This is a genomic window from Streptomyces sp. NPDC018019 (assembly GCF_044327805.1).
Classification (GTDB): domain Bacteria; phylum Actinomycetota; class Actinomycetes; order Streptomycetales; family Streptomycetaceae; genus Streptomyces.
Genome location: NZ_JBIRGD010000033.1, coordinates 79803 through 94009 on the forward strand (window position 1 = coordinate 79803; position 14207 = coordinate 94009).

At 75.3% G+C, this 14207-nt stretch carries 2 protein-coding genes (1 of these 2 only partly in view); both read left to right on the forward strand.

Annotated features, from left to right (window positions below):
* Positions 1-11860, forward strand: partial view of a type I polyketide synthase gene (locus ACH4FX_RS36765; protein WP_398485820.1) — the 3' portion only. The gene continues 16565 nt to the left of window position 1, outside the view; the window shows 11860 of its 28425 coding nt (coding positions 16566-28425); its start codon lies beyond the left edge, outside the window; it ends in the stop codon at positions 11858-11860.
* A gap of 11 nt (positions 11861-11871) precedes the next feature.
* Positions 11872-14207 (forward strand): type I polyketide synthase (locus ACH4FX_RS36770; protein ID WP_398485821.1); only part of this gene is annotated, 2336 nt, incomplete at its 3' end.

Below are 14207 nucleotides of genomic sequence, written 5' to 3' on the forward strand. Positions count from 1 at the left end.
CGAGGCCACCGAGGAGGAAGCGGCTCCCGTGCTCGCCCCGTACGAGGGACGGGCCGCGGTCGCCGCCGTCAACACACCGGATTCCCTGGTCGTCTCCGGCGACGAGGACGCGGTGCTCGCCGTGGCGGCCCACTTCCAGGAGCTCGGCCGCCGGACCAAGCGGCTGCGCGTCAGCCATGCCTTCCACTCGCCGCACATGGACCCGATGCTGGCGGACTTCGCCCGCGCCGTCGGCTCCGTCACCTGCCACGCCCCCGCCGTGCCGCTGGTGTCCACCGTCACCGGCGCGCTCCTCACACACGAGGAACTGGCCACGCCGGAGTACTGGACCGGACAGGTCCGCGGCACCGTCCGCTTCGCCGACGCCGTACGGCACCTCACCGAGCACGGCGTGACGACCTTCTTCGAGCTGGGACCGGACGCCGTGCTCAGCGGCGCGGTACGCGGGGGCACCGGCGAGCAGGACCGGGTCACCGCCGTACCGGCCCTGCGCCGCGACCGGCCGGAGGCCCCGGCGCTGACCACGGCGCTGGCCCGGCTCCACCTCCATGGGGCACGCGTCGACTGGGACGCGGTGTTCGCGGACAGCGGCGCCCGCCGGACCGACCTGCCCACCTACCCCTTCCAGCGCGAGCGCTACTGGCCCGAGGCGGCAGCCGCGACTGCCGTGGCCGCGGACCCCGCCGATGCGGCGGACGAAGAGTTCTGGTCGGCCGTGGAGCGCGCGGACCTGGAGTCCCTGGGCTCCTCGCTCGACCTGGACGACGACACGCTCACCGCCGTCGTGCCCGCCCTCTCCGCCTGGCGGCGCAGGAGCCGTGACCGCTCCACCGTGGACGGCTGGCGCTACCGCACCACCTGGAAGCCCCTCACCGGAACGGCCGCCGACGGCCGCCCGGCCGGGACCTGGCTGGTGCTCGCACCGGCCGAGGGCGACCGCGCCTGGCTCGACCAGGTCACCGGCGCCCTGGGCACCGATTCCGTACGCATCGACGTCACCGCCCCGCAGCGCCGGGAACTGGCCGAGCGGCTGAGTCAACTGGATTCTGAGCACGGCGAGTTCGCGGGCGTCCTGTCCCTGCTGGCGACAGCGGGCGAAGGTGCTGAGGACGCCATGGCCACCGGCCTGCTGCTGACGGCAACCGCCGTCCAGGCCCTGGGCGACGCCGGCGTCGAAGCTCCGCTGTGGTGCGTGACGCGCACCGCCGTGGCCGTGGACCGCGCCGAACACCCGGCCCGGCCCGCCCAGGCCGCCGTCTGGGGCCTGGGCAGAGTGGCCGCCCTGGAACACCCGCAGCGCTGGGGCGGCCTCGTCGACCTTCCCGACGAACTCGACGGCACCACCCTGCGCCGCCTGGCCGCCGTCCTCGCCGACAGCGGCGGCGAGGACCAGCTCGCCGTACGCACCGCCGCGGCCTTCGCCCGCCGCCTGGCCCACCACCGGGCCACACCGGCCACCGGGACGGAAACGTTCCGTCCCACCGGCACCGTGCTCGTCACCGGCGGCACCGGCGCGCTCGGCGGCCACGTCGCCCGCTGGCTCGCCGATGCGGGCGCCCAGCACCTGCTGCTGGTCAGCCGCCGCGGCGCCGACGCCCCCGGCGCCGGTGACCTGGCCGCGGAGATCGAGGAGCGGGGAGCCCGGGTCACCGTCGCGGCCTGCGACACGGCCGACCGCGACGCGCTCGCCGCCGTACTGGCCTCGGTCCCCGACGAGCACCCGCTCACCGCGGTGTTCCACACCGCCGGCACCGTCGACGACGGCACCCTGGACACGCTCACCCCCGAACAGTTCACCTCCGTCCTGCGCGCCAAGGCCACCGCCACCCGCAACCTGCACGAGCAGACCCGCGACCGGGACCTGACCGCCTTCGTGCTCTTCTCCTCCGTCGCCGGCACCCTCGGCGCACCCGGCCAGGGCAACTACGCCGCCGCCAACGCCTACCTCGACGCCTTCGCCGAACACCGCCGCGCACACGGCCTGCCCGCGACCTCGGTCGCCTGGGGCCCCTGGGCCGAGACCGGCATGGCGGCCGACGGCACCGGCATCCAGGACCGCGTCCGCCGCGGCGGCTTCACCCCCATGCCGCCCCGGCTCGCCCTCACCGCCCTGCGCCGGGCGATCGAGCACGACACCACGACGCCGGTCCTCGCGGACATCGACTGGCAGCGCTACGCGGAGGTGTTCACCGCCCTGCGCCCCAGCCCGCTCGTCGGCGACCTGCCCGAACTGCGCCGGGCCGCGCCCACCGCCGGGACGGAGGCCGCCCTGCGGGAACCGGCCCTGCGCCGGCGGCTCGCCGGCCTCTCCCCGGCCGCGCGCCCGCGCTTCGTCCTGGACCTGGTACGCACCCAGGTCGCCGCGGTCCTCGGGCACACCGGCACCTCGAACGTCGGCGCCGACCGCGCCTTCAGCGACCTCGGTTTCGACTCGCTGACCACCGTCGAACTGCGCAACACCCTCACGGCCACCACCGGCCTGAAACTGCCCTCGACCCTCGTCTACGACTACCCGACCCCGACCGCCCTCGCCGACTTCCTGCTCGCCGAACTCCAGGGCACCCTGCCCGCGCCCGGCACCCCGGCCCCCGCCGGCCGGGCGGCGGACGACGACCCCATCGCCATCGTCGGCCTGAACTGCCGCTTCCCCGGCGGCGTACGGTCCCCCGAGGATCTCTGGCAGCTGCTCAGCCGCGGCGAGGACGCCATCTCCGGCTTCCCCGCCGACCGCGGCTGGGACCTGGACGCCCTCGCCCAGGGCGCCTCCGCCACCCTCGAAGGCGGCTTCCTCGACGGCGTCGGCCTCTTCGACGCCGCCTTCTTCGGCATCTCGCCGCGCGAGGCCCTGGCGATGGACCCGCAGCAGCGGCTCCTGCTGGAGACCTCCTGGGAGGCGTTCGAGCGCGCCGGAATCGACGCGACCACCCTGCGCGGCAGCCGTACCGGCGTCTTCGTCGGCACCAACGGCCAGGACTACGCCACGCTGCTGCGCCGGGGCACCGGCACCACCGACGTACGCGGCCACGTCGCCACCGGCAACACCGCCAGCGTCATGTCGGGACGCCTCTCCTACGCCTTCGGCCTGGAGGGCCCGGCCGTCACCGTCGACACCGCCTGCTCCTCCGCGCTGGTCGCCCTGCACATGGCCGCGAACGCCCTGCGCAGCGGCGAGTGCACCCTCGCCCTGGCCGGCGGTGTCTCGGTGATGTCCAGCCCCGACTCCTTCACCGAGTTCACGGTCCAGGGCGGGCTGGCCCCCGACGGCCGCTGCAAGCCCTTCGCCGACGCGGCCGACGGCACCAGCTGGTCCGAAGGCGTGGGCGTCCTCGTCCTGGAACGGCTCTCCGACGCCCGCCGCAACGGCCACGACGTCTGGGGCATCGTGCGCGGCACGGCCGTCAACCAGGACGGCGCCTCCAACGGGCTGACCGCGCCCAGCGGACGTGCCCAGCAGCGCGCGATCCGCCAGGCCCTGGCCGACGCCGGCCTCACGCCCGCCGACGTCGACGTCGTCGAGGCCCACGGCACCGGCACCACCCTCGGCGACCCCATCGAGGCACACGCCCTCATGGCCGCCTACGGGCCGGACCGGCAGCGCCCGCTGCTGCTCGGCGCCGTCAAGTCGAACCTGGGCCACACCCAGGCCGCCGCCGGCGTCGCCGGCACCATCAAGGTGCTCCTCGCGATGCGCCACGGCGTCCTGCCCAGGACGCTGCACGTCGAGGCACCGTCCTCGCACGTCGACTGGACGGACGGCACGGTCTCGCTCATCACCGAGCGGCAGGAGTGGCCCGAGACCGGGCACGCCCGCCGGGCCGGCGTCTCCGCCTTCGGCGTCAGCGGCACCAACGCGCACGTCATCATCGAGCAGGCGCCGGACGCCGAGGAGCCCGCGGCGGACGGGCCCGCCACGCCCACCGTGGTGCCGGACCTGGTGCCCTGGCCGGTGTCGGGCGCGTCCGAGGCCGCGCTGGCGGCACAGATCGAGCAGATCTCGTCGTTGACCGGCCTCGCACCGGTCGACGTGGGCCACACCCTGGCCACCGGCCGGGCGGCATTCGCCCACCGCGCGGTCCTCGCGGCCGACGGAGCGGGCGTACGGGAACTCGCCCGCGGCGTCGCCCGGGAGACCGACGGGAAGCTGGCGCTGCTGTTCTCGGGTCAGGGTGCGCAGCGGGCCGGGATGGGCCGGGAGCTGTACGGTCGGTTCCCGGTGTTCGCCGAGGCGCTGGACGAGGTGCTGGCGCACTTCGACGGCGGTCTGCGGGATGTGATCTTCGGCGACGCGGAGGGCCTGGACGAGACAGGGCACACCCAGCCCGCGCTGTTCGCGGTCGAGGTGGCGCTGTTCCGGCTGGCCGAGTCCCTGGGCATCCGCCCGGACTTCGTGGCCGGTCACTCGATCGGCGAGATCGCCGCCGCGCATGTGGCCGGGGTGTTCTCGCTGGCGGACGCGTGTGCGCTGGTGGCGGCCCGTGCGCGGTTGATGCAGGCGCTGCCGGCGGGCGGCGCGATGGTGGCCGTCCAGGCCACCGAGAGCGAGGTCGGGCCACGGCTGGTCGACGGGGTGTCGATCGCGGCGCTCAACGGCCCGGAGTCGGTGGTGGTCTCCGGCGCGGAGGACGACGTCCTGCGGATCGCGGCGGAGTTCGCCGGCCAGGGCCGCAAGACCCGGCGCCTGCCGGTGAGCCATGCCTTCCACTCGCCGCTGATGGACCCGATGCTGGCCGACTTCCGGCAGGTGGCCGAGGGCCTGGCCTACGCGGCTCCCCGTATCCCGCTCGTGTCCAACGTGACGGGCGAACTCGCCACCGGGGAACTGGTCTGCACGCCCGGGTACTGGGTGCGGCACGTACGGGACACCGTGCGGTTCGCCGACGGTGTCCGAGCGCTGGAGGCCGAGGGCGCGTCGGTCTTCCTGGAGGTCGGCCCGGACGGCGTGCTGACGGCGATGGCCCAGCATTGCCTGGACGAGGCGGCCGTGGCCGTCCCGGCCCTCCGTAAGGACCGGCCCGAAGAGACCGCCCTGCTCACCGCACTGGCGCAGCTTCACGTCACCGGTGTCGGCATCGACTGGTCCGGGATCTTCGCCGGTACGGGCGCGCGCCGGGCGGACCTGCCCACGTACCCCTTCCAGCAGGAGTGGTTCTGGCCGGAGACCGCGCCCGCGGCAAGCTCGCCGGACGGTCCGCAGGCCCCGGTGGACGCCGAGTTCTGGGACGCGGTGGAGCGTGCCGACCTGGCGTCGCTCTCCGCCGACCTCGATCTGGACGACTCCGCGCTGGGCGCCCTCGTACCCGCCCTGTCCGCCTGGCGCCGCAAGCGCGTCGAGCGCTCGACCGTGGACGGCTGGCGCTACCAGGTGACGTGGAAGCCGCTCACCGGCACCTCGGCGAGCACGCTCTCCGGGCCGTGGCTGGCGCTCGTGCCGGCGGGCGGCGCCGACGATGAGTGGTCCGCCGCCGTGGTCGCGGCCCTCGGCGACGACGCCGTGCGCGTCGAGGCCGACCCGGCCGACACGCCCGCGCTGACCGCTCGACTGACCGAACTCGCCGCTCAGGGAAGCGAGTTCGCGGGCGTCGTCTCGCTGCTGGCCACCCGGGCCGCCGAAGGTGTCGCTCCTGCCGGGGCGATCTGGCCGGACGAGGCGGTGCGGGTACTGACCGACGCCGGTATCGGCGCCCGCCTCTGGTACGTGACCCGGGGCGCGGTGGCGGTGGGCCGCTCGGAGACGGACGTGGACCTCGCCCAGGCGACGGTGTGGGGAGCGGGCCGGGTCGCGGCCCTGGACCACCCGGACCGCTGGGGCGGCCTCGTCGACATCGCGGACGTACTCGACCGGCGCTCGACCGACCGGTTCCGCGCCGTGCTGTCCGGGACGGGCGGCGAGGACCAGGTGGCGCTGCGGCCCTCGGGCCTCTTCGGGCGCCGGCTGGTGCGCGCCACGACCGGCACCCCGCCGGCCCCGTGGCAGCCGTCCGGCACGGTCCTGGTCACCGGCGCCGCGTCCGGCACCGGCGGGCCCTGGGCCCGTTGGCTCGCCGGGCAGGGCGTCCGGCACATCCTGCTGGCCGGGCCCGACGCGCCCGCGGCGGACGGGCTGCGTGCCGAGCTCGACGGACTGGGCGCGGAGCTGACGCAGGTCACCTGCGACCCGGCCGACGGTGAGGCGCTGCTGACCGCCCTCGCCGGGCTCCCGGACGCGGCACCGCTGACCGCCGTGGTCCATGCCGACACGGAAGCGCTGTCCGGCGACGGCGAGCCGGGTGACGCGCTGGCCACGCTGCACACGGCCGTGGAGAACCTGGCGGCCGTGGCCGAAGCCGCGGCCGGAGAGCGGCCCCTGGACGCGTTCGTCCTGTGCTCCTCGATCGCCGGGACCTGGGGTGCCGGTGGCCGGGGAGCGGAGGCGGCGGCCGGAGCCCTGCTGGACGCCCTGGCCCGGCGGTACCGTGCACGCGGACTGCCCGCCCTGTCCGTCGCCTGGGGCGCCTGGGCGGACACCGCCGACGACAGTCTGGCCGCGCATCTGCGGGTCAACGGCCTGCCCGTGATGGACGCCGGCCGGGCCCTGTCCGCGCTCTCCCGCTCCGGCGGCGCCGACGCGGCCTCGGTGACGGTCGCCGACGTACGGTGGGACCGGTTCGCGCCGGCCTTCACCCGTAACCGGCGCGCCGCCCTGTTCACCGATCTGCCGGAGGCCCGGGCGGCGCTCGCGGAACCCACGGGCGCCGAGCAGGGTGCCGCGACCGGGCTCCGGGCCCGGCTCGCCGGCCGCCCGGCCGCGGAGCGGACCGAGGCGCTGCTGAACCTGATCCGGGGCGAGGTGGCCACGGTGCTCGGCTTCGCCGACGCCGACGCCGTCCCGTCCGGACCGGCCTTCAAGGACCTCGGCTTCGACTCGCTGACCGCCGTCGACCTGCGCAACCAGCTCGCCACGGCGACCGGTCTCTCGCTGCCCGCCACCCTCGTCTTCGACTATCCGACGGCGGAGGCACTGGCCGGGCACCTGCGGACCGAACTCTTCGGCGAGGACGGCGACGAGCGGCCCGCCGCAGCGGTACGGACGCGGGGCGCGGCCGACGACCCGGTCGTCATCGTCGGTATGAGCTGCCGCTTCCCGGGCGGGGTCCGCTCGCCCGAGGACCTGTGGGAGCTGGCCCTGGGCGAGGTGGACGCCATCGGCGGCTTCCCCGTGGACCGGGGCTGGGACCTGGACCGGCTGCTGCACGGCGACCGGGACGGCCGCGGCCGCACCGCCGTCCGCGAGGGCGGGTTCCTCTACGACGTGGCCGACTTCGACCCCGGCTTCTTCGGGATCTCGCCGCGCGAGGCCATGGTGATGGACCCGCAGCAGCGCATCCTGCTGGAAGCCGCCTGGGAGGCGCTGGAGCGCACCGGCATCGACCCGGCCGGGCTGCGCGGCGGTGACACGGGCGTGTTCATCGGCGGCGGCTCGGGCGACTACCGGCCCGAGGCGGGCCAGCTGGGCCACGCGCAGACCGCGCAGTCGGCCAGCCTGCTCTCCGGCCGGGTGGCCTACCACCTCGGCCTGGAAGGCCCGACCGTCAGCGTCGACACGGCCTGCTCCTCGTCCCTGGTGGCCCTGCATCTGGCCGCCCAGGCCCTGCGCAACGGCGAGTGCTCCGTCGCGCTCACCGGCGGTGTGACGGTGATGTCCAGCCCGGTCAACTTCGTCGAGTTCGGCGAGATGGGCGCCCTGGCGCCGGACGGCCGCTGCCGGGCCTTTGCCGACTCCGCGAGCGGCACCGGCTGGTCCGAGGGCGTCGGCGTCCTCGTACTGGAGCGCCTCTCGGACGCCCGCCGCAACGGGCACGGGGTCCTCGCGGTGCTGCGCGGCTCGGCCATCAACCAGGACGGCGCCAGCAACGGCATCACCGCGCCCAACGGCCCCTCGCAGCGCCGCGTCATCCGGCGGGCCCTGGCCGACGCCGGGCTGGCGCCGGGCGACGTGGACGCGGTGGAGGCGCACGGCACCGGCACCACCCTGGGCGACCCCATCGAGGCGCAGGCGCTGCTGGCCACGTACGGGCAGGAGCGTGAACACCCGCTGCTGCTCGGCTCGTTGAAGTCCAACATCGGTCACACCCAGGCCGCCGCCGGTGTCGCCGGCGTGATCAAGATGGTGCAGGCCATGCGGCACGGCGTGCTGCCCAGGACCCTGCACGTCGACGCGCCGTCGGCACACGTCGACTGGGCCTCCGGCGCCGTCGAACTGCTGACGGAAGCGGCCGACTGGCCGCGCACGGGCCGCCCCCGGCGGGCCGGTGTCTCGGCCTTCGGCGCCAGCGGCACCAACTCCCACGTGATCATCGAGCAGTTCGAGCAGCCCGAGCCGGCGGTCACCACCGCTCCGGCGGAGGCCCACGGCCCGCTGCCGGTGCCCGTGTCGGCCGCCGCGCCGGAGGCACTGCGGGCCCAGGCCCGGCAGCTGCACTCCTACGTGACCGCCCGGCCCGGACTCACCACCGCCGACCTGGCCCACGCACTGGCCACGACGCGCTCGGTCTTCACCCACCGCGCCGCCGTCCTCGCCGGCGACCGCGACGACCTGCTGGCCGGTCTGGCCGCGCTCGCCGACGGCCGCACCGCACCGCAGGTCGTCCAGGGTGAGGCGGCGGCCCGCCGGGGAAGGCTCGCGGTGCTGTTCTCCGGCCAGGGCACCCAGCGGCTGGGCATGGGACGGGAGCTCTACGCCCGCTTCCCGGTGTACGCGGAGGCCTTCGACGCGGTGACCGCGCACCTGGACACCGAGCTGGACCGCCCCCTGCGGGACGTGCTGTCCGAGGACGCGGAGCGGCTGAACGAGACCGGTTACACCCAGCCCGCGCTGTTCGCCGTCGAGGTGGCGCTGTTCCGCCTGGTCGAATCGTGGGGTATCCGCCCGGACTTCGCCGCCGGGCACTCGATCGGCGAGCTGGCGGCGGCGCACGTGGCCGGGGTCTTCTCCCTGGAGGACGCCTGCAAGGTCGTGGCCGCGCGGGCCCGGCTGATGAACTCCCTGCCGGCCGGCGGCGCCATGGTCGCCGTCCAGGCCACCGAGGAGGAAGTGACGGCGCTGCTGACCGGGGGAGTGTCGATCGCCGCGGTCAACGGGCCGCGGGCGGTGGTCCTCTCCGGCGACGAGGACGCCGTCCTGGACATCGCGGACAAACTCACCGCCGACGGGCGCAAGACTAGGCGTTTGCGGGTCAGCCATGCATTTCACTCGCTGCACATGGACGCCATCCTTGAGGACTTCCGACGGGTCACCCGCAGCGTGGACTACCACGCCCCGCGGATCCCGCTGGTGTCCAACGTCACCGGCGAGGCGGCGACCGAGGAGCAGGTGTGCTCCCCGGACTACTGGGTGCGCCATGTGCGCGAGGCGGTCCGCTTCGGCGACGGCGTCCGCACCCTCGCCGAAAGCGGCGTGACCGCGTTCCTGGAGCTCGGGCCCGACGGCGGACTGTGCGCCATGGCCCAGGACACCCTCGACGCCCTGGCGTCGCGGGCCCTGGCCGTACCGGTCCTGCGCAGGGACCGCGGCGAGCAGGAGTCCGCGGTCACCGCCCTGGCCCGGCTGTACGCCGACGGAGCGGCCCCGGACTGGGACGCGCTGCTCGCCGGCACCACGACCGGACCCCGCCGTACCGACCTGCCCACCTACCCCTTCCAGCGCGAGCGGTACTGGCCGGCCACCCGGCCGGCCGCCGCATCCGCCACGCCGGAGGGCGAGGGCGACGGGTTCTGGACGGCGGTGCGCGAGGCCGACTTCGCCTCGCTGGAGTCGACACTGAACGTCGACGGCGACGCACTGGCCAAGGTGCTCCCCGCGCTCGCGGACTGGCGCCGCCGCCGCGGCGAGGAGAACACCGTCGACGGCTGGCGGCAGCAGATCACCTGGCAGCCGCTGAGCCCGCGGCCCGCCCGCACCCCGGCAGGCACCTGGCTCGCCGTCCTCCCGGCCGGACACGCCGACGACCCCTGGGCCGCCGACGCCGTCGCCGCCCTGGGCGAGGACACCGTACGGCTGGAAGCACCCGGCCCCGACCGTGCGGCGCTGGCCGGGCGGCTGCGCGAACTGGCCGCCGACGGGCACGCGTTCACCGGAGTGGTGTCCCTGCTCGCCCTCGCCACCGAGCCCGCGCCCGGCGCGGACGCCCCCGCGGCACTGGCCCTGACCACCGCCCTGATCCAGGCGCTCGGCGACGCGGACCTCGCCGCACCCCTGTGGTGCGTCACCCGCGGCGCGGTCGCCGCCGCACCCTCCGAGCCGGTACCCGGGCTCGCCCAGGCCACCGTGTGGGGCCTGGGACGGGTCGCCGCGCTGGAGCACCCGCAGCGCTGGGGCGGACTGATCGACCTGCCCGACACCCTCGACGAGCGGTCCACGGCCCGCTTCGCCGAGACCCTCGCGGCCCCCGGCGGCGAGGACCAGATCGCGATCCGCTCCGCCGCCGTCCTCGGCCGCCGGCTGGTACCCGTACCGGCCGGGCGCGGTACCGCGGAGTGGGACCCCACCGGCACCGTCCTGATCACCGGCGGCACCGGCGCCCTGGGCGCCCACGTGGCACGCCGGCTCGCCGAGGCGGGCGCCCGGCACCTGCTGCTCCTCAGCCGCCGGGGCCCGGACGCGCCCGGCGCGGACGGGCTGCGGGCCGAACTCACCGCGCTGGGCGCCGAGGTCACCCTCACAGCCTGCGACGCCGCCGACCGTGAGGCCCTCGCGAAGGTCCTGGCGGACATCCCGCGGGAAGCACCCCTGACCGGCGTGATCCACACGGCGGGCGTCCTTGACGACGGTGTCCTGGACAGCCTCACCCCGGACCGCTACGAGGCCGTCTTCCGCGCCAAAGCCGCCTCGGCCCGGGCGCTGCACGACCTCACCCGCGACCTGGACCTGGACGTGTTCGCCCTGTTCTCCTCGTCCTCCGGCGCGGTCGGCAACGCCGGCCAGGCCAACTACGCCGCCGCCAACGCCTTCCTGGACGCCCTCGCCGAACAGCGCCGGGCCCAGGGCCTGGCCGCGACCTCCCTCGCCTGGGGCGTGTGGGGCGGCGGCGGAATGGCCGACGGCGACCGGGCGGCCGAGGTGGCCCGGCGCATCGGAATCCGCACGCTGGACCCGGACCTCGCCGTCGTGGCGCTGCGCCGGGCCGTCAAGGCCGGGCGCCCCACCGAGGTGGTCGCCGACATCGAACGCGACCGGTTCGTCCGTTCCTTCACCGCCGTACGGCCCAGCCCGCTCCTCGGCGAGCCGGCCGCCGCCGAGGACCGGGCGGGGGAGCACGGCGAGGACACCACCGGCGACGCGCTGCGCGAGAAGCTGACGGGCCTGCCGCCCGCCAAGCGCTCCGAAGCCGTGCTGGAGCTGGTCCGCACCCGGGCCGCGGCCGTACTGGGCCACCCCACGGCCGACGCCGTGGGCGCCGACCGGGCGTTCCGCGACCTCGGCTTCGACTCCCTGAGCGCCGTCGAACTGCGCAACCAGCTCGGCGCCGCGACCGGACTGACCCTGGCCGCCACGCTCGTCTTCGACCACCCCAGCCCCGCCGGCCTGGCGGCCCACCTCCTGAGCCTGCTCGTCCCCGACGCGGGACCGGGGGAGGGGGCCGGCGACGGCGACCTGGACTCCTCCGGCATCAGGGCCCTGCTCGCCTCCGTCTCCCTGAATCGGCTGCGCGAGATCGGCGTACTCGAACCCCTGATGAAGCTCGCCGCCGAACAGACCGCGGGGACCGACGGCGAAGCCGCCGCCGCGGAGGCGGCGGACGCCTACGACGAGTCGATCGACGCCATGGACGTCGCCGGCCTGGTGCAGGCGGCACTCGACGGCAATTCCTCCCTAGAGCGCTGAGAGAGCGGACCATGACCACATCCAGTGAAACCGTCGTCGAGGCCCTCCGTGCTTCTCTGAAGGAAGCCGAGCACCTGCGCCGACAGAACCGCAAGCTCGCCGCCGCGGCCACCGAACCGATCGCGATCGTGGCGATGAGCTGCCGCTACCCCGGCGGCGTGCATTCGCCCGAGGACCTCTGGGAACTCCTGGCCTCCGGCAAGGACGCGATCGGCGCGTTCCCCACGGACCGCGGCTGGGACCTCGACGCCCTGCGCGACGCCGGTGTCGACGAGCGCGGCAACGCGGTCAGCCAGGAAGGCGGGTTCCTCGACGGCGCGGGCGACTTCGACGCGGACTTCTTCGGGATCTCCCCGCGCGAGTCCGTCACCATGGACCCGCAGCAGCGGCTCCTGCTGGAGACCTCCTGGGAGGCGATCGAACGCGCCGGGATCGACCCGGTGTCCCTGCGCGGCAGCCGTACCGGCGTGTTCGTCGGCACCAACGGCCAGGACTACGCGTACCTGCTGGTCGGGTCCCTGGCCGACGCCACCGGCGACATCGGCACCGGAATCGCCGCCAGCGCCACCTCCGGGCGGCTGTCCTACACGCTGGGCCTGGAGGGCCCGGCGGTGACGGTCGACACGGCGTGCTCGTCCTCGCTCGTGGCGCTGCACACGGCGACCCACGCCCTCAGGGCAGGCGAGTGCTCGCTGGCCCTGGTCGGCGGCGTGAACGTCATGTCGTCCCCCGGCTCCCTGATGGAGTTCAGCCGGCAGGGCGGGCTGGCGGCGGACGGCCGGTGCAAGGCGTTCGCCGACGCGGCCGACGGCACCGGCTGGTCGGAAGGCGTCGGCATCCTCGTCGTCGAGCGCCTGAGCGACGCCCGCCGCAACGGACACCCCGTCCTCGCGGTCGTCCGGGGCTCCGCCGTCAACCAGGACGGCGCCTCCAACGGCTTCACCGCGCCCAGCGGGCCGTCGCAGCAGCGGGTCATCCGGCAGGCGCTGGCGAGCGCCGGTCTGCCCGCCTCGGACGTGGACGTGGTCGAGGCGCACGGCACCGGTACGCCCCTGGGCGATCCGATCGAGGCGCAGGCGCTGCTGGCCACGTACGGGCAGAGCCGGGACCCCGAGCGGCCGTTGCTGCTCGGTTCGGTGAAGTCGAACCTGGGCCATACGCAGGCGGCGGCCGGCGTGGCGGGGATCATCAAGGTGGTCCTGGCCATGCGGAACGGTGTGCTGCCGCAGACGTTGCACGTGGACGCTCCGTCGTCGCACGTGGACTGGTCGTCCGGCGCGGTGGACCTCCTGACCGGGCCCCGGCAGTGGCCGAAGACCGGCCGGCCGTGGCGCGCGGGCGTGTCGTCGTTCGGGATCAGCGGCACCAACGCGCATGTGATCGTGGAACAGGCGGACCCGGCCGAAGAACCGGCGCCGGAACCGCGGCGGGCGCCCACCGCGGTTCCGTGGCCGGTCTCGGCCAAGTCCGAGGAGGCGCTGGCCGCGCAGATCGAGCGGATCTCGTCGCTGCGGGGTGCGTCGGCACCGGTGGACGTGGGCTTCTCGCTCGTCTCGGGCCGTTCCGTCTTCGAGCACCGTGCGGTGCTGCTGGCCCAGTGCCCCGACGGCGAGCTGTCCGAGGCGGCCCGGGGCCGCGCGGAGACCGGCCGCTCGGTCGCGGTGCTGTTCTCGGGTCAGGGCGCGCAGCGGGCCGGGATGGGCCGGGAGCTGTACGGCCGGTTCCCGGTGTTCGCCGAGGCGCTGGACGAGGTGCTGGGGCACTTCGACGCCGGGCTGCGGGATGTGATCTTCGGCGACGCGGAGGGTCTGGACGAGACCGGCTTCACGCAGCCTGCGCTGTTCGCGGTCGAGGTGGCGCTGTTCAGGCTGGCCGAGTCCCTGGGCATCCGCCCGGACTTCGTGGCGGGGCATTCGATCGGTGAGGTTGCGGCGGCGCATGTGGCCGGGGTGTTGTCGCTGGCGGATGCGTGTGTGCTGGTGGCGGCCCGGGCGCGGTTGATGCAGGCGCTGCCGGCGGGCGGCGCGATGGTGGCTGTGCAGGCGGCGGAGGGTGAGGTGGCCGGGCGGTTGGTCGAGGGGGTGTCGATCGCGGCGGTCAACGGCCCTCAGGCGGTGGTGATCGCGGGGGAGGAGGCCGGGGTTCTGCGCCTTGCCGGGGAGTTGGCGGCCGAGGGCCGCAAGACCCAGCGGCTGTCGGTGAGCCATGCCTTCCATTCGCCGTTGATGGAGCCGATGCTGGCCGACTTCCGGCGGGTGGCCGAGAGGCTGTCGTACGAGGCGCCGCGGATTCCGATCGTGTCGAATGTGTCCGGGGCGCTCGCCACGGAAGAGCTGGTGTGCTCGCC